Raw genomic sequence first — 17,244 nt, 5'->3', positions numbered from 1 at the left:
TTTTAGCCTCTATCTAAATCTTTATAAATTCCCTTTTCGTGCCCTTCTTGGGGCGAGAGAAGTTTTGGAGGGTGATGCTCATGTCTCACAAATCAGCCGAAATGTATGAGCTCAAGAAAAAAGTGGAGGAGCTGAAGAGCTATCGAGGCCGAGCGACCGAGCTTGTAAGCCTCTACATCCCAGCGGGCTACGACATAAACAAGGTCATGCAACAGCTTAGGGAGGAGTATGGAACTGCCCAGAATATTAAATCAAAATCCACCCGAAAGAACGTTCTTGGTGCCCTTGAGAGAGCCATGCAGCACCTCAAGCTCTATCGAAAAACCCCCGAGAACGGTTTGGCCCTTTTCGTTGGAAATGTGAGTGAGCAGGAGGGAGTGAGCGATATAAAACTTTGGGCCATAGTTCCACCGGAACCCCTTAAGGTTCGCCTTTACCGCTGCGACCAGACCTTTGTAACGGAGCCTCTTGAGGAAATGCTCCGCGTTAAGGACGCCTACGGTCTAATAACCGTCGAGAAGAACGAAGCCACGATAGGCCTTCTGAGGGGTAAGAGGATTGAGGTTATCGATGATCTCACCTCAAACGTCCCAGGAAAAACGAGGGCAGGTGGTCAGTCGGCGAGGCGTTACGAGAGGATTCGTGAGCAGGAAACCCACGAGTTCATGAAGAGAATCGCCGAGCACGCCGCCAAGGCCTTCCTACCGCTTCTTGAAAAGGGTGAGCTCAAGGGAATCATCATAGGCGGCCCAGGGCCGACCAAGGAAGAGTTCGTTGATGGCGACTACCTACACCATGAGCTCAGAAAGAAGGTAATCGGAGTCGTTGACATCAGCTACCACGGCGAATATGGCCTCAGAGAGCTCGTTGAGAAGGCCAGCGACATACTCAGCGAGCACGAAGCTGTGAAGGAAAGGAAGCTCATCCAGGACTTCTTCAGGCACCTCGTCAAGGACACTGGGCTGATAACCTACGGCGAGAGGGAAGTCAGGAAGGCTCTAGAGCTCGGTGCCGTTGACACGCTCCTCATCAGCGAGGGCTACGACAAGGTCAGGGTTAAGGCGAAGTGCAATGCCTGCGGCTGGGAGGAGCTCAAGACAATGAGCGAGCAGGAGTTCCATGTTTACAAGAAGAAGCTTACCCACTGCCCGAAGTGCGGCAGTCAGAACATAAGCTTCGAGAAGTGGGACGTCGCCGAGGAGCTCATAAAGCTGGCAGAAGAGAGCGGTGCCGAGGTTGAGATAATATCCCTCGACACCGAAGAGGGTCAGCAGTTCTACAAGGCCTTTGGCGGTCTTGGAGCCTTCTTGAGGTACAAGATTCAGTAAAGCACCTCCCGGAGGAGCTTTCTGATCTCTTCTTTTACTTCATCTCCGTCGATGATATACGGGGGTCTAAGGACAGGCTTTATTGAGAAGCCTCTGAGGCTCATTGCAAGCTTTATCGCCGAACCGAAAGATGAGGCCAAGTCATAAACCTTCGAGAGCCTTGCAAGCTTTTGGGCATAGATAAACGCGTCCTTAAAGCGCTTCTCCTGGAAGGCTTTATAGAGTGCAAGGTGAACCTCTGGGGCGAAGTTTGCGCACGCCATTATCCCCCCATCACCGCCAAGGATTAGGGTATTAAGGAAGTGCTGATCGAGGCCTGTGAACACCATGAAATCCTCCCGCTCACCTTTGACTTCGATGATCACGTCCCTCACGTGGTTCACACTGTCTATCGTCTCCTTGACGCCAGCTATGTTCGAGTACTCAAGGGCGAGCCGCTTAATAAGCTGAACGCTCAGAGGGTTTGCGCAGCTCGGAATATTGTAGAGGATTATCGGGATATCGGTTCTTTCGGCAACCATCGAGTAGTGCCTAAAGAGGGCCGTCTCGTTCAGCGGGCAGTAGTAGGGTGGAGCTATTACAACGTAATCGGCGCCAAGGTCTTGGGCGTGCTTTGTCAGTTCTATGACTTCAAATGTGTTCGTGGAAGCCGTTCCCACAAGGTAGAATGTGGTATTGACAAGCTCACGCCCCTTCTCGGCCAGGAACTTTCTCTCCTCGACGCTCAAGCTCGTGAACTCGCCAGTGGTCGCGTTGATAAATATTCCATGAACGCCGGCCTTCTGGAGAAAGTCTATGTGTTCCTCAAGGGCAGGAACATCAATAGAGTAGTCTTCGTTAAAAGGTGTTACAAGGGGAACTATAACACCGCGCATAACATCACCGGAAAAGTTAGAAAAGGAAAGTATTTTAGCTTTTCTCACATCTTCTCCGGTGATTCTATGCCGAGCAGAGCCAGAGCGTTCCTCAGCACCTGCTTCGTGGCCAGCACAAGGAGCAAGCGCTCTTCCCTCACTCCATCCTCCGCTTTGAGGACAGGGTGGTCCATGTAGAACTTGTTGAAGAGGCTCGCCACCTCGTTCGCGTACCATGGAATCAAATGCGGCTTGATGTCCTTTCCTGCTCCCTCAATTATCTCCGGGAACCTTGCAAGGAGCTTTATCAGCTCCTTCTCCCTGTTGGTGAGCTTTGAGAAGTCAGCCCTCTTGAGGAGCTCCTCCCACTCAACGCTAACGCCGCTCTCCTCGGCCTTCCTAAGGATTGAGGCACAGCGTGCGTGGGCGTACTGCACGTAGGGGGCGCTCTCTCCCTCGAAGTTTAGCACGTCCTCCCAGCGGAAGGTGATTATCTTGTCCGGGCTGTACTTGACAAGGTTAAAGCGAACAGCACCGACGCCGACGGCTTCCGCTATTTTTTCTTTCTCCTCCTCGCTTAAGTTGGGATTCTTCTCCTCGACGAGCTCCTTTGCCCTCCTAACCGCCTCGTTGAGAACCTCATCAACGGTGAAGCCAACCCAGGTCCCTTTCCTTCCGCTGAACTTGCCCTCTGGCCTCACAACGTGCTCGTAAGCGAGGTGGTGGAAGTTCTGAGCCGAGTCCTCAAAGCCAAGGAGCTGAAGGGCGTACTTTATGGCCATCTGCGGGTGCTTCTGCTCGGCGCCGATGACGTTAATGACTATATCCGCTTTACCAAACTTTCCGGACATCTCCTCGCCGTCGGGGGCCGTCGTCCAGGTCTCGTGGTCTTCCAGCCTGTCCCACGGTTTGTAAAGCATGTCTGAGCTAACCTTGCCAAACTTCCAGAGGTGATAGGCTATGTCCTTGCCGGTGTAAGTTGCCGTCCCATCGCTCCTCTTAAGGACGAGGAAGGGGTTTTTCATGTCAGGGAAGAGCTTTCTGAGGTCCATCACGAAGGCTCCTTTGTATTTACCTTCCTCAGCCCAGAAGAAGTTGGGATTGCTCTCGATAAGGCCGTAGGCCTCCTCAAAAATGCCGCTCCTCATTATGTCGCTCTCCCAGCTGAGGAGGTCGTAGGTGATATTCATCCTATAGGTCGTCATCATCTGAGCCTTAACGACTCTCTCGGCAAGCTTCCTTCCGATTTCGGCTATCTCGTTGTCACCCTCCTCAAGCTTCTTCATAAGCTCGCGGACTTCTTTATCCACCTCAGGATTCCCCTCTATGCGCTTGTTAACCTCGACGTAAAGAAGGCCCATAACGTGGTCTATAACGTCTTCCTTGACTCCCTTCTCCCTAAGCTCTGCCTCGAGCCGTTCAAACTCTTCTTTCAGGTTGAGGTATCCCCAGAGAACCTGGGCGAACTGAACGCCAAGGTCGTCAATGTAGTTCTGAACCTCAACGTTGTAGCCCAGGGCGCGCATAATCCTTGCCATCGTATCTCCGAGAACAGCGTTCCTCGCGTGACCCATGTGAAGAGGCTTGGTCGGATTGACGGAAGTGTGCTCTACAATGACCTTCCTGCCCTTCCCAAACTCGCTCTCACCGTAGTGCTCGCCCCTTTTGAGAATCTCACTGACTAGGTCCTTTCCAAAAGCCTCGTAATTTAGGTAGAAGTTTATGTAGCCGTTTACAGCCTTGACGTCGCTTACTTCCCCAGGAAGCTTGTCTTTAATGCGCTCAACTATCTCCTCCGCTATTAGTTTGGGCGCCTTCCTGAAGACCCTCGCAAGCTGGAAGGAAACCGTCGTGGCAAAGTCGCCGAGCTCGATGTTTGGAGTCTCATCAAAGGTTACCTCACCTTCCCACTCCCTGCCGCTCTCCTGGAGCATCTTCTTAAGTTCTTCCGTTAAGATGAGCCTGACCTTCTCTTTAACCTCAGTGTATCCCATTCCCACCACCGCAACCACTTATACCCAACCTTTAAAAAGTTCTCCGCGGGATTTACTTTGGGGATGGGTATGAAGCACCACGTCGGTGAGCACAAGGCCAAGAAGGGCCTGATAAGGATAGAGTTCGACGAAGAGAAGGGGATAGCCGAGAACGTCAAGATAACTGGGGACTTCTTCATGCACCCAGAGGAGGCTATCCACGACCTTGAAAGAGAGCTTGAGGGCCACAGGCTGGAGGAGCTCGAGCAGATCATCGACGAGTTCTTTGCCGTCAGGATGGACATAGAGATGCCCTACGTGAACGTCGAGGACTTCAAGATAGCCCTTAAGAATGCCCTTAAGAAGTGAGGGTGAGCGAGGTGCCCGGATCAAAAAAGGGCTCTCCCGCAAGAACTTTCCTTCTTCTACTCCTGGTGTTCATCGCGGCGTCCTTTTTGGGCTACGCCTTCGCCCTTGGCAATCCCGACGTAGCTATAGATGCCGTCAAGAAAATAGCCGAAGAAATCGGGCCAATTTCAGATTCCAGCTTCAAGAACTTTGTTCTAATATTCACCAATAACTCCATGGTTGCTCTTTTCATGATGCTCTCGGGCCTGCTTTTTGGCCTCGGCCCCTGGTTCATAATGGCCTTTAACGGCTTCATTGTCGGCTTGGTTGTAAGAGCTATCCAGCTTACAGGGGAGCTCTCGACGGGGCAGATAGTCCTCGGGATAATCCCTCATGGGGTCATCGAGATTCCAGCCCTGGCTGTGGCAGGAGTTGCGGGTATAATATGGTACAGAGAAATAGTCCATGGGGATGAAGAAGCCGGGGAAAGATTCAGAAGAGGGACAGTAAAGGCTCTGAGGCTTCTTGCTCTCTCAATACTACTTCTCCTTGTTGCGGCGTTCATTGAGGCCTACATAACTCCGAGCATCGCCGGAATTGGCTGATTCTTCCACTTTCATTGTCCTGAATGTTCCAAACTCCTCGTAGGTTTCTATCTCCTTGAGAATGACATCCATCGGATTCTCAAAGCCGCTGATGACTGTTCTTATGTATGTCCTGTAGCTTCCGTTCAGCTCCATCATGCGCTCGGCCATCATCGCGACCTTTACCGGATCTGTGGAGTGAAACTTAACCCCTTTCTCGACCAGCCATTTTGTAACCGCAAGGAGCCTGCCGGGATACGTTGAGATAGTTGGAGTGCCAAGAGCTATGGCCTCCCTGTTCATCGTTCCACCGGCACCTATCATCAACCTGGCGTAGTATAGCAGGCTGAGGCTGTCCACAGATTTCTCCGGAATTATGACGTTGGAAAATCTCTCAAACCTTCTTTTCTGCCCCTCTATTCTCGGAAAGAGAACTATAGGAACGTCTGGCAGCACTGGAATAATGTCCTCAAGGACACTCTTCTCGGAGCCGTTGAAATAGTTAGCTTTTATGGGCTCGGTGCGCATCACTATGTAGCCGTTCTTTTTCACACCAAGCTCTTTGAGAACTTTTCTGTCGGGAACGAATCCGTAAAGATGGGCAAGCTCTGAGAACCCCTTAACCGGGCGCATGCCGTTTGGATCGGCCCCGCATTTGAGCAGCTCGTAGGCGTCTATTGCAATTGGGTAAAGCAATAGACTGGTATATGGAAGGATGAGCTTGTTCTGTGCAACTGCCGTCTCGTTATCGACGAAGCCGATGGAGGGAATCTTGAGCCCAAAAGCAACTCTCGGTGCCTCGGCAGAGTGCTTGTAGAGTGCCAGATCCGGCTTCTCTTCAATGATAAGCTTGGAAAGCTTGTACATCCTTTCAGTGCTTGCAAGGAGCTTGCCCTCCAGGGTTGCGCCGCCATGCTTGCCGACGACGTAGTAATCGAATCCCAACATGTCCAGAATGCCGGTTAACCCATCGAACTCACGGGTGGTAATGAGAACCTCGTGACCGGATTTCTCCAGCTCCCTGATTATACCCTTGAAGAAGTGAGCGTGAGGAGCGTTCGTGATGTCTATCCATACCTTCATTCCACTCACCTAACTACGGGACAACCCTGTTCAATATAAGACTTTCCCAAAAAACGGTTGTGAAGCCTTCTTTTCAAAGTTTTTCAGTAGGGGTTTAGGCCAAAAGAACGTTTAAAACGCTTTCTTTCGATGAAATTGACGTGATGAAAAAACAAAAAACAGGTAAGAGCCCACAGGAGGGCAAAAATTCTCCCAGAGTCACTCACATCGCAGAAATCAGTTCAGAAATCGTTTTTTGGGAAAGGCTTTTATTGAGAGACATCTCCACTGGGATAGGTGAGAGGCATGCTAGAAAAGATGATAGAGGAAAGAACAGCGGAGATAGCGGTCATAGGCCTCGGATATATCGGCCTCCCAACGGCCATAATGTTTGCCAACGCGGGTTTTAGGGTTATAGGCTACGAGATACGGGAGAAGGTCGTTGAGAAGATAAACTCCGGAAAGGCACACATAATCGAGCCGGAGATAGATGAACTCCTTAGAAAAGCCATTGAAAGCGGCAACCTGAAAGCGACCTCAAATCCAGAAGAGATAAGAGAAAAGGACGTTTACATAATCTGCGTCCAGACTCCCCTGAAGGAAGATAAAACGCCCAATCTAAGCTATCTCGAGAGTGCCGTGGAGACCGTTGCAAAGGCTATGAAAAAAGGCTCGCTCATTATCATAGAGAGCACGGTCCCGCCGCTTACCACAGTGAAGATGGCGGAGTTGATTGAAGCGATCACTGGACTCAAACCCGGGGAGGACTTCTACATGGTTCACGCCCCAGAGAGGGTCATGCCGGGGAGGATATTTAAAGAGCTCATTTACAATTCAAGAATCTTTGGCGGAATAACTCCCGAGAGCGCCGAACTCGCCGAGAAGCTTTACCGTTCCTTTGTTAAGGGACAAACCTTCAAGACCAACTCCACCGTCAGCGAGGTAGTCAAGCTCATGGAGAACACCTTCCGCGACGTAAACATCGCTTTGGCCAACGAATTCGCTTTCTTGGCCCATCAGTATGGAATAAACGTTTTTGAGGCGATAGAGCTGGCCAACACCCACCCGAGGGTTAAAATCCATGTTCCAGGAATAGGCGTCGGCGGACACTGCCTGCCGAAAGATCCTCACCTTCTCGTCTGGCCTGCGAAGGAAGACTTCGGCTTGATAAAGCTGGCAAGAGAGATAAACGACAGCATGCCGCTCTTCACGAAGGATCTGCTCTTTGAGGCTCTCAGGACGATAAATCTGCCGCCCGAAGAGGCAGTTGTAGTTATCCTTGGTCTGGCCTACAAGGGAAACAGTGATGACACCAGGAATTCACCGGCCTTTGCCTTTATGGACGCCATAAATGAGGAGGTTAAAGAGGTTAGAACTTACGATCCCTTCGTAAAAGGGACTCATGAGAGCATAGAAGATGCTGTTAAAGGCGCAGATGCAATAGTCATAGCAACCGACCATACGGCCTTCAAATCCCTCGACTGGGAGGAGCTCGGAAAGCTGATGAGAAACAGAATCCTCATCGACGGCAGGCACATCGTAGAAGATCCGCCCAAGGGGTTCATCTTCAAAGGCCTTGGGAGGGGAGAGTATTGAAACCGGCCTTCGTATTCGGAACGAGGCCGGAGATAATAAAGCTTGCTCCTGTTATCAGAGCCTTCGAGGAGAGGGGCGTTGAGCCCCTTTTAATCCATACCGGCCAGCACTATGACTACGAGATGAGCAGTGTATTCCTCGAGGAGCTAGAGCTCAGGAGGATAGACTACCACCTTGAAGTTGGTTCTGGAACACAGGCCGAACAGACGGGAACGGCAATGATTAAGATTGAAAAGGTCCTGATGGAAGAAAAGCCCGACGTCACGCTCGTTCAGGGCGATACGAACACCGTCCTTGCCGGCGCACTGGCAAGCGTCAAGCTGAAAATCCCCGTTGCCCATGTTGAAGCTGGCTTAAGGAGCTTCGACAGAACGATGCCGGAGGAGATAAACAGGATTTTAGCGGATCACGCAAGTGAGGTTCTCTTTGCCCCGACGGAAGAGGCAAGAAAAAACCTCGAACGCGAGGGCATAACTGAGAACGTTTACGTCGTGGGCAATACCGTTGTTGACGCAGTCCTCCAGAACGCAGAGATAGCCGAGAGGAAAAGCGACGTCCTCGAAAGGTTCGGCCTCAAACCCAAGGAGTACATACTCCTCACCGCCCACAGAGCTGAGAACACGGACAGCAAGGAGAATCTCAGAAGGCTCTTGGAAATCCTTGAGGAGTTGCCGGTTAAGGTTGTCTATCCCATGCATCCCAGAACGAGGAAGAAGCTCGAGAGTTTTGGCCTCTGGGAACGTGTTGAGGCGATAGAGAACCTTATCGTCACGAAGCCGCTTGGATATCTCGACTTCCTAAAGCTCCAGAGGAACGCGAAAATAGTCATGACGGACTCGGGAGGTGTTCAGGAGGAGAGCATAATCCTCAACGTACCGTGCCTGACCCTCCGCTACAACACTGAGAGGCCAGAGACCGTGAAAGCCGGCGGCAACGTCCTCGTTGGTCTCGAAAAGGAGAGAACCCTGAGCCACGTCGAAAGACTTCTGAGCGATGAGGAATTCTACAAGAAGATGGCTAGTGCTCCAAATCCCTTCGGCGATGGAAAATCGGGACAGAGAATAGCTGAAATTCTGCTTGAGCTTTACGAAAAAGGAGAGCTGAATGTGAGGAGTTCACGATTTATATAAAGTTTTGAACCAGTCTTCAACGTCATTCATCATTTTTCCGCTTCAACAGTTTTTGACGTCCGTAGGATAAAAGGAACCATCGGCCAAAACAACAACGTAAACGGCTTCTGAGCCTTCGGGGCGACTTACTCTAGTCGAATTGGGGGAGTATATGGAGTAAAATGCTCTTAGTGTACTCTTAAGTTAAAGTGGAACTTGTGACGCTAAATAAACACCTATGACAGCCATTACAAGAAGATGCCCCTATGAAGACCTCAATTCATACTAATCATCAAAGTATTGTGGAAGAGCAGTGCTTAAATAATCTTCCTAAATGGGAGTTGCTATGTAAATCCCATGCCTCGTTCTCACTATCTTGATTTTTATCCTGTCACCGACCTCGGCATCTGTATTGATGACCTCGATAAGCCTGTTCCTGGCTTTTGCCAGCATCTCACCCTGGATTCTGCCTGGCAGAACAACCTCGGCCCTTACAACTTCCCCCGGCCTGAAGGCAAGGGGGATGAATTCACGCTTCTCCATGCCGAAGTGGTGAGGCTTCAGGACGAGGGGCTTCATGCCGGTCTTCTGCTCCAGCTCGCGGAGCCACTCGTAAAACTTTTTGAACGGCACGAGCTTGGCTATAGTTGGATTCCTGCCGAACTTGTAGGGGATGTAGTTCTGGAAGCCAAGAGCAGGCCATCTCTTACCCGCCCCAATCCTCCTCGCGAACTCTATGAAGGCCTCGGCCTCGTTGTCGTTGATGCCGAAGATTATCACTGGGGCAATGAGCACGTCCACTCCGGCGTTTACCAGCGCCTCGGCCATGTCCAGGACATGCTGAAGGTCGTAGTCCTTCCGCCCCATAAGCATCTTGGCCTTCTCTGGGTCGAGGGAGTGGAGTGAGAGATTCACCCTATCGAGACCTGCCTCAGCAAGTTCTTCCACGAGTCTATCGTTTAGCAGAGTCCCGTTACTCTGCATCGAGATTACCCTAACGTTCGGATGCTCTCTCAAAGCCTGAACGAGCTCCACGCGGAAAGGATAGAGAAGTGGTTCTCCCTGACCGTCTAAGTGTGCCTCAAGACCTTTTCCCTTGATTTGAGCGACGTCGTCAAACCACTTTATCAGGTAATCAATATCAACCACATAGTCGAGCTTTCTGGTTCTTGAATAGGGCCCCTCGTCAACAGAGCAGAAGATGCAGCTCAGGTTGCAGCCGCTCACACCCCTAATTTGGATGAGATTAGTTCCCCTATCTATTAAGCCAAAAGCGTTGTAACCAAGTAAAGGAACGTCCATCCCCTCGTGAATGTAGAGAACCTTTCGATTTGTGTACCTGTTTCTAAGAAGGGCGCCGAGGTTGTTCTGAATGTATATTGCAATGTACTTTTCGACGTCGGAATAATCGGTATCGATAATGAGCGCACCATCCCTCGCGGTAACCTCTGGCTTCACGCGATATTTTCGCTTTATAACCTGAATCAGCTCACTCTTTTCAAACTCGGCATAGAGAGTATCTCGCCAGATTAGTCTTACACTCTCGCCGAGATCTTCAAAGTACGTATGGGGGAGCTTGACTTCAATCATGATTCCCGGTTTCCTAAACGCCTTTTAAAAATTCGTCGATGGATAAAAAATCCGTCACATGATGGAATCTCAAAGACTCCCCCGCCTAAAGATTTTTAAGGGAAGACCTTTTGCCATCATGCGGGCATGGAAACATTTTAATATTATTGAATTAAACAGTCTATCGATGGACTACCATGGGTGATTGATCATGTGGGGAAAGATTGAGCATTACTTTGATGAATATCCCGTCAGAAAGCAGATTGCCAAAACGCTTCTCAAGTATGGCCTTCGCGTCTCTGACGACATGAAGATTAAAGCGGGCGACATAGAGGTTCCATACACCAAGATAGCCAAGGCCCTTGACGTGGACAGAAGGGTCGTCAAGGAGACCGTCGGCATGATACTCAAGATACCCGAGCTGAAGGAGATATACACCAACCTCGAGCCAACCGTTCACATGAAGTACGTCGGGAGGCATGTTGGCTACGGCGTCATTGAGATCGAGCCCGAGCCGAGGGCGATAGGAATACTCGCCAAGATCGCTCAGAAGATCGCCGAGAGGGACATCAACATTATTCAGGTAGTTGCCGAGGATCCGGAGCTGTATCCCGAAGCAACACTCACCATCATCACTGAAAAGCCGATTCCTGGAGACCTGATAAACGAACTCTCCAAGCTTGAGGGCGTCAAGAGGATTTCAATTTATTGAACCCTCTCTTCTCCTGTAATTTGTTGATTGAAGTTTTCCTCAACTTTCTCAACTTTTAGTAAACAAATTTGAGAAGTTCATGACTTCTATAAAGTCATGCGTCCCAAAGGACTCTTCTTAACATCATAGAACAAATCTGCCGTCTCTATTTTAACCAAAAGTTTTAAACCTTTGTTCTTCGCTGGTAAGGTTTATAAGTCATTGTTTTAAACCTAAAATTAGCTTCGCTTAACTCTGTTGGGAGCACTTCCATCAACCACTGGAGGGTTGCTGAATGGGAGAAGCAAGCAAGATAAGCCGCTACCTGTACACGGTTATCGTGCTGTTCCTGATATGGCTGTTTCTAACGGCTAGTTTAGATCCACAAGAACTCGGATTCGGCCTGCTACTGTCTCTAATCGTCGGAGCCTTCACCTACGAGATATTCACCACCAATGGCCTCGCAAACCTGCATCCAAAGAGGATCGCCTACGCAATAGCTTACATACCCTACTTCCTCTGGGCAATGATCATGGCCAACCTCGATGTTGCATACAGAGTTCTTCACCCCAAGAGACCCATAAACCCAGGAATTGTTGAGTGCAGAACTGTTCTCAAGAGCGACGTTGGGAAGCTCAGCCTTGCGAACTCAATAACCCTGACGCCCGGAACCATAACCCTCGACGTTGACGGTGACAGGTACTTCATCCACTGGATAGACGTCAAGGATGATTCCGTTGAAGGCGCTTCTAAGAGCATAACCGAGCCCTTTGAAAAGTTCCTGAAGGTGATCTTCGGATGATAGGGATAAACGTTTATCTCGCCCTGATAGCGATAGCAACGCTCCTCAGCATGTACAGGATCTTCAGAGGACCAACGACAGTGGACAGAATCGTGGCTGTTGATATAATGACAACCATAACCACCGGACTAATGGTGCTCTTCGCGCTCTACTACCAGAGAATGATATTCCTCGACGTTGCCCTGGTATACGCGATTCTGGCCTTCGGTGGAGTCATGGCATTCGCGCGCTACATGGAGGGAGGCCTATGAACGCTCTTACGGTGATCGGAGAAGTTCTCGTCCTGCTGGGGACGTTCTTCTACTTCCTATCAGCCCTAGGTCTGATCAGGATGCCCGACGTTTACAACAGGATGCAGACCTCGACCAAAAGCGCCACCCTTGGTTCTCTGGGTGTCATAGTTGGTGTCGGAATTTGGGCTCTCGGGACCGACTTCGGAAGCGCGGCATGGCTCACAAAGACCATTGTCATCGCTGTGTTCCTCCTGCTTACCAACCCAATAAGCGCCCACGCACTCATAAGGGCAGCGTACAAGAGCGGAATCCCACTGTGGGAAGGCAGCATCGTCGACAAGTACAGTGAGCACCTCGAGGCGAAGGTCAAAGCCGAGGAAACCCCCGAAGAAACTGATGAAACCGGAGAGGGTGGTGAGGAATGAACCTCGCGTATTACATCCCCCACTTAATAGTTGCGATCATGGTAGTCTCCGCAATACTCGCCGTCGAGTGGAAGGACATACTAGCTGCCGCCGTCGGAATGGCAGCCGTCAGCCTGTTCGCCTCACTGCTGTTCTTCTTCCTGCAGGCTCCGGACGTGGCTATGACCGAGGCAGCAATAGGTGCTGCACTCAGCGGTGCCGTGTTCATATTCGCCATTAAGAGAACCCAGAGGTTCGAGACGGAGGAAGAAGAAACGCCCGGGTGGTGGGTGAGATGGTAGTCAAGCGCGCTTTGGCAATAATCACACTCCTCATCATAGGGTACTGGCTGGCTCAGGGGTTGGCCGGGGTCCCCTTCGGCGAGGACAAGATGCTCGTCGGCCAGTACTATCTCGACAATGTGAAACAGCAGACCGGCTCTGTTAACGCCGTCACCGCCGTCGTCGTCAACTACCGCGGATTTGATACCCTTGGTGAGGTCACCGTCCTGTTTATAGCATCTACTGGCGTTGGAGCCCTGCTCTGGAGAAGAAAGAAGGAGAGAACCGCAAAGACCGAGGGCTCAATAGTTCTCACAACCGGAACGAGGCTGCTCTTCCCCTTCGTGATGCTCTTCGGTGCCTACATCTTCATTCACGGACACCTCACCCCGGGTGGAGGATTCCCAGGAGGAGCCACCATTGCCACTGCCTTCCTGCTGCTGTACCTCGCGTTCATAACCTACGAAATCCCACACAGGGGCTTTGAGGTCACTGAGGGCCTAGCTGGCATGAGCTACGTCGCCGTTGGTCTAGTTGGTCTCGCAATAGGCGGTTACTTCCTCTTCGACTGGATATGGCAGACCTGGCAGTTTGGCTGGGACAACGTCGGTAGACTGCTGAGCGGTGGCTTCATACCAATAATCTACACCATCATCGGCATTAAGGTCGGCACGGAGCTCAGCGGAATCATCGACAACATGCTCAAGGAGGAGGTGAGCGAATGATAAGCGTCTACTACTTTGGTGCGATAGCGCTCATCCTCGTAGGCCTCTACGCAATCCTGGTGAAAAAGAACCTGCTCAAGATTCTCATAGGCCTCAGCATAATGGAAACGGGTGTTAACCTGCTACTCATCAGCATTGGCTACGTGAGCGGCAAGAGCGCCCCAATACTGAGCGAAGGAATAGGTCCGAGCCAGGCAGTTGACCCGATTCCGCAGGCATTGGTTCTCACGGCTATAGTTATTGGAGTTGCCACCACCGCCATGGCCCTTAGCGTTGCCATACTGATTTACGAGAAGTACGGAACCCTTAACGTTGAAGAGATAAGGAGGTTGAGAGGATGAACGGGCAGTACGCTGCTCTGCTCATAGCGTTACCCCTCATCAGCGCGTTCTTCGTCCCCGTGTTTAAGGGAATGGGAAAGAACGCCGTCAGGTACTTCCTGATCCTAGTTACCGCCCTCCAGACTGGAATAGCCGCATGGGTCTTCAAGGAGGTCTATACTACTGGCCAGCCAATAATAGTCATCGCCGGCGGCTGGAAGCCACCCGTTGGAATCAACCTCTACCTCGGCCATTTCGCGGCGCTCTTCGTACTCATAATAGCAGTCGTTAGCCTCTTCACTTCGATCTTCAGCATCAGCGCGGTCAAAACCGAACCCATCGACAAGTATGCCATGCTCTTCCTCCTGCTGATGCTTGGTGCCACCGGAATGATAGCGACCGGTGATATATTCAACCTCTTCGTCTTCATGGAGATAACGGCAATAACTGCCTACGCCCTCACGGCCTACAACAAGACAGGTGAATCGGCCGAAGCGTCAATGAAGTACATCATCCTCGGTGGAATCGGTTCAAGCTTCTTCCTCATCGGTGTCGCTTTAATCTACGGCTCCCTCGGAACCCTCAACATGGCCCAGATAGCCCAGCTCGCAGCAACTATGGATCCCACCGTAGCCCAGGTCGGCCTCGCGCTCATAATTCTTGGTCTGGCCGTCGAAGCTGAGCTCTTCCCGCTCAACGCCTGGGCGCCCGACGCTTATCAGGCAGCACCGCACCCAATCACCGTCATGTTCTCCGCCTTTGTCGTCAAGGCTGCCCTCTACGCCATGGCGAGGATTATCTACCTCATGCAGGTCGTCGAGAGCTGGGGCTCAGTGCTCAGGCTTCTCATCGTAATGGCCGCCCTCACCGTCGTCGTTGCCGAGCTGGCAGCGCTTAGGCAGAAGAACGTCAAGAGGATGATAGCCTACTCCAGTATCGCCCAGATAGGCTTCATAGCACTCGCCTTCGCCCTCGGCACTCAGGCCGGCGTTGACGCTGGTGTCTTCCACATGATCAACCACGCAATAGTCAAAGTTCTCCTGTTCCTCGCCGTCGGCTACGTGGCGATAACCCTCGGCGGTGCAGAGCTGGAGAAGTTCCAGGGACTCGGCAGGAGGATGCCGCTCACGGCCTTCGCTATCTCAGTTGGTGCAGTAGCCACCATCGGAATACCGCTCTTCAACGTCTTCTGGAGCAAGATCAGAATAATCCTTGCGACCCTGAACGTCGGCTACACCTGGGCGGCAGTACTTGTACTTTCAGCGAGCGTCGTGGAGGCGGTCTATTACTTCAGGCTGCTCCACGCCATATGGTTCGAAGGAGAGGGAGAGAGAATCAGCGAGAGCATGGTCATTGGCCTCATGATGTTCTTCCTCGCGGCTTTGGTGGTCGTCATAGGAGTCTACCCGGACTACGTTTGGGAGCTCGCCAGGAAGGCTGGGGAGGACATCTTCAACGTGGCCCAGTACGTTAAGAACGTTCCACTGATGGGGGTGGGAGCATGATTAACGAACTCATCGTTATCATTTTCGCGCCTCTGATTGCTGGCGTTATCGCCTGGGCGCTTGACATCAAAGTTATTAGAGAGCTGCTCGGCGTTGCCGGTGCAGCCCTTCCCCTAGCTTACCTCATCAAGCTCTATCCAACCGTTGATGCCGAAGGAATGATACAGCACACGCTGAACTTTGCCGGCTTCACCCTTGAGTTCACATTAACCCACATGAGCTGGATATTCGCTATGATAGCCGGTGTTGTTGGCCTTGCCGCAGTGCTTGGAATGGTCTCAACCTCAAAGAACGGCTACGAGTGGCTGTTTGCCCTGATGAGCCTCACCGGCGTCTACGGCATCTTCATAGCCTACGACCTGTTAGGGTTCTTCATCTTCTGGGAAATCATGACCTTCGGAAGCTTCATGATGGTCCTCAAGTACAACAGGGAGGCCTCACTCAAGTACTTCGTGCTCAGCGTTATCGGAGCCTACGCGATGCTCATAGCGATAGGCATAATCTACGCCAAAGTCGGCTCCTTCAGCTTTATAGAAGTTTACAGAGCGTTCTCACAGGACGCGGCACTGGCGGCTGTCGGCTCATCTACCATCTTTAGCAAGGGCGAAATTGCGTTAATCTTCGGTCTCTTCCTGGTCGCCTTTGGCGTTAAGGCCGGGATGTTCCCGCTTCACGTGTGGGCGCCCGATGCCTACAGCGAGACCAACCAGAGCTACACCGCGATGTTCAGCGGCGTCCTCAGCAAGACTGGCGTTTACGGATTTATCCTCATCTACATGCTCATAGGCTACCGCCTGCTCTACGAATTCGGAACGATTAGAACCGTCCCCAAGTTCGGCTACATCATAGCATTTCTCGGTGGTCTAACCATTATCGTCGGCGGCATCCTCGCGGCGCTCCAGGAGGACATCAGGAAGCTCTTCGCCTACTCCAGTATAAGCCAGATAGGTTACATCCTAGTGGGCATAGGTGTTGGGACTGCATTGAGCATCGAAGCCGCCATCTACCACGCCATAAGCCACGCCCTCTTCAAGGGACTGTTCTTCCTCATAGTGGCCACCATAATCTACCGCACCGGGAAGACGGAGTTCAAAGACATGGGCGGACTGGCAGAGAAGATGCCAGTAACATTTGCGATGGCCTTTGTAGCAATACTCAGCCTCGCTGGAATTCCGCCGATGGTCGGCTTCGCCAGCAAGTGGCTAATCTTTGAGTCGGTCATAAGCCAGAACATGCCAATACTCGGTGCGATGGTGTTCTTTGGAAGTGCCGTAGGTTTCGTCTACCTCATCAGGTTCACCTACGCAGTCTGGTTCGGTCAGAGGCCAACCGACCTTGATGACACCAAGGACGCTCCATTGCCCCTTGCCATAGGCATGGGCATACTTGCGGTGCTCAACGTCGTCTTCGGTGTCGCTCCAGGTCTTGTGGCCCAGGAGTTAAACAAGATATTCGGCAGAGAGGTCATCGGTGGAACTATATGGGAGCTGAACCTCGGCTTCGGTAAGTACAACGGCCTCCTCCTCACCGTCTGGTTTGTGGTCGGCATGCTCATTGCGGCCATAGTCTACTTCATGGGGGCAGGCGTGAGAAAAGTCCCCGTTACGGACACCTACCAGTCAGGAAACCCAGTAACGATGGAGTACAACCTCACCATCAGGAGGAACTTCTTCCTTCCGCTCAAGGAGGCCCTGTCCTTCTGGCTCAGAATGAGCTTTGACAGGTTCTACAAGGACGTTGGAAAGACTGTTGAGGACTTCGCCGAGACCATGAGGAACTACGTCTACAATGGAAACGTCCAGAGCTATGCCTGGTATCTTGCCATAGTCCTGTTAATCCTCGCTATGTGGGGGGTGTGAA

General features: G+C 51.5%; 18 protein-coding genes. 14 read left to right on the top strand and 4 right to left on the bottom strand.

Translation table 11 applies throughout. The annotated features are described in order from the left end of the window. The first annotated feature begins 80 nt into the window (after positions 1-80). Positions 81-1,328 carry a peptide chain release factor aRF-1 gene (gene prf1 / locus TON_RS02630; protein ID WP_012571466.1) on the top strand — a complete coding sequence of 416 codons (1,248 nt, stop codon included), beginning with the start codon at positions 81-83 and terminating at the stop codon, positions 1,326-1,328. Here prf1 and TON_RS02625 read toward each other — a convergent pair. Then, the gene (locus TON_RS02625; protein WP_012571465.1) at positions 1,322-2,203 is read right to left on the bottom strand and encodes a dihydrodipicolinate synthase family protein; all 882 of its coding nucleotides are present in this window, start codon (positions 2,201-2,203) and stop codon (positions 1,322-1,324) included. The two genes, prf1 and TON_RS02625, sit on opposite strands and share 7 nt — an antisense overlap. Before the next feature lie 44 nt (positions 2,204-2,247). After that, on the bottom strand, positions 2,248-4,176 hold the full coding sequence (locus tag TON_RS02620) for an arginine--tRNA ligase (protein WP_012571464.1): 1,929 nt from the start codon (positions 4,174-4,176) through the stop codon (positions 2,248-2,250). Positions 4,177-4,245: 69 nt separating this feature from the next. Between TON_RS02620 and TON_RS02615 the strand changes: the two genes are divergently transcribed. Next, positions 4,246-4,524, top strand: a complete 279-nt coding sequence (locus tag TON_RS02615) for a lipoate protein ligase C-terminal domain-containing protein (protein WP_012571463.1) — start codon at positions 4,246-4,248, stop codon at positions 4,522-4,524. Between the two features lie 11 nt (positions 4,525-4,535). After that, a complete protein-coding gene (locus tag TON_RS02610; protein ID WP_012571462.1) occupies positions 4,536-5,108 on the top strand; it encodes a stage II sporulation protein M in 573 nt (190 codons plus the stop codon). Here the strand turns inward: TON_RS02610 and TON_RS02605 are convergent. After that, positions 5,043-6,170 carry a DUF354 domain-containing protein gene (locus tag TON_RS02605; RefSeq protein ID WP_012571461.1) on the bottom strand — a complete coding sequence of 376 codons (1,128 nt, stop codon included), beginning with the start codon at positions 6,168-6,170 and terminating at the stop codon, positions 5,043-5,045. The genes TON_RS02610 and TON_RS02605 overlap by 66 nt on opposite strands. Positions 6,171-6,455: 285 nt before the next feature. Here TON_RS02605 and TON_RS02600 point away from each other — a divergent pair, with 285 nt between their 5' ends. Next, a complete protein-coding gene (locus TON_RS02600) occupies positions 6,456-7,745 on the top strand; it encodes a UDP-N-acetyl-D-mannosamine dehydrogenase (protein ID WP_012571460.1) in 1,290 nt (429 codons plus the stop codon). Then, entirely contained in the window at positions 7,742-8,875 is a 1,134-nt protein-coding gene (gene wecB, locus TON_RS02595; RefSeq protein ID WP_012571459.1) for a non-hydrolyzing UDP-N-acetylglucosamine 2-epimerase, read from the top strand. The genes TON_RS02600 and wecB overlap by 4 nt, the downstream gene beginning before the upstream one ends. A 309-nt stretch (positions 8,876-9,184) precedes the next feature. Here wecB and TON_RS02590 read toward each other — a convergent pair whose 3' ends face one another. Further along, complete coding sequence (locus TON_RS02590) at positions 9,185-10,444, bottom strand: radical SAM protein (protein WP_012571458.1); 1,260 nt, start codon at positions 10,442-10,444, stop codon at positions 9,185-9,187. A 190-nt stretch (positions 10,445-10,634) separates the two neighbouring features. Between TON_RS02590 and TON_RS02585 the strand changes: the two genes are divergently transcribed. The 9 genes from TON_RS02585 (at position 10,635) to TON_RS02545 (ending at position 17,243) form a co-directional block, all read left to right on the top strand. Beyond that, positions 10,635-11,135 carry a hypothetical protein gene (locus TON_RS02585; RefSeq protein WP_012571457.1) on the top strand — a complete coding sequence of 167 codons (501 nt, stop codon included), beginning with the start codon at positions 10,635-10,637 and terminating at the stop codon, positions 11,133-11,135. Between the two features lie 274 nt (positions 11,136-11,409). Beyond that, positions 11,410-11,916, top strand: coding sequence for a Na+/H+ antiporter subunit E (locus tag TON_RS02580; RefSeq protein ID WP_012571456.1), 507 nt, complete (start codon positions 11,410-11,412; stop codon positions 11,914-11,916). Then, positions 11,913-12,167: a monovalent cation/H+ antiporter complex subunit F gene (locus tag TON_RS02575; protein ID WP_012571455.1), complete on the top strand. Its 255-nt coding sequence runs from the start codon at positions 11,913-11,915 to the stop codon at positions 12,165-12,167. Before TON_RS02580 ends, TON_RS02575 begins: the two co-directional genes overlap by 4 nt. Next, positions 12,164-12,574 carry a monovalent cation/H(+) antiporter subunit G gene (gene mnhG / locus TON_RS02570; RefSeq protein ID WP_012571454.1) on the top strand — a complete coding sequence of 137 codons (411 nt, stop codon included), beginning with the start codon at positions 12,164-12,166 and terminating at the stop codon, positions 12,572-12,574. The genes TON_RS02575 and mnhG overlap by 4 nt, the downstream gene beginning before the upstream one ends. Beyond that, on the top strand, positions 12,571-12,855 hold the full coding sequence (locus tag TON_RS02565) for a DUF4040 domain-containing protein (protein WP_012571453.1): 285 nt from the start codon (positions 12,571-12,573) through the stop codon (positions 12,853-12,855). Before mnhG ends, TON_RS02565 begins: the two co-directional genes overlap by 4 nt. Continuing rightward, positions 12,849-13,559: a Na(+)/H(+) antiporter subunit B gene (locus TON_RS02560; RefSeq protein WP_012571452.1), complete on the top strand. Its 711-nt coding sequence runs from the start codon at positions 12,849-12,851 to the stop codon at positions 13,557-13,559. The genes TON_RS02565 and TON_RS02560 overlap by 7 nt, the downstream gene beginning before the upstream one ends. Beyond that, complete coding sequence (locus TON_RS02555) at positions 13,556-13,900, top strand: NADH-quinone oxidoreductase subunit K (protein ID WP_012571451.1); 345 nt, start codon at positions 13,556-13,558, stop codon at positions 13,898-13,900. Before TON_RS02560 ends, TON_RS02555 begins: the two co-directional genes overlap by 4 nt. After that, on the top strand, positions 13,897-15,384 hold the full coding sequence (locus tag TON_RS02550) for a proton-conducting transporter transmembrane domain-containing protein (protein WP_012571450.1): 1,488 nt from the start codon (positions 13,897-13,899) through the stop codon (positions 15,382-15,384). Before TON_RS02555 ends, TON_RS02550 begins: the two co-directional genes overlap by 4 nt. After that, the gene (locus TON_RS02545; protein WP_012571449.1) at positions 15,381-17,243 is read left to right on the top strand and encodes a proton-conducting transporter transmembrane domain-containing protein; all 1,863 of its coding nucleotides are present in this window, start codon (positions 15,381-15,383) and stop codon (positions 17,241-17,243) included. The genes TON_RS02550 and TON_RS02545 overlap by 4 nt, the downstream gene beginning before the upstream one ends. The last annotated feature ends 1 nt before the right edge of the window (position 17,244 follow it).

The sequence above is a fragment of the Thermococcus onnurineus NA1 genome (assembly GCF_000018365.1).
GTDB classification, from domain to species: domain Archaea; phylum Methanobacteriota_B; class Thermococci; order Thermococcales; family Thermococcaceae; genus Thermococcus; species Thermococcus onnurineus.
This window is presented reverse-complemented; position numbering and strand designations above follow the sequence as displayed.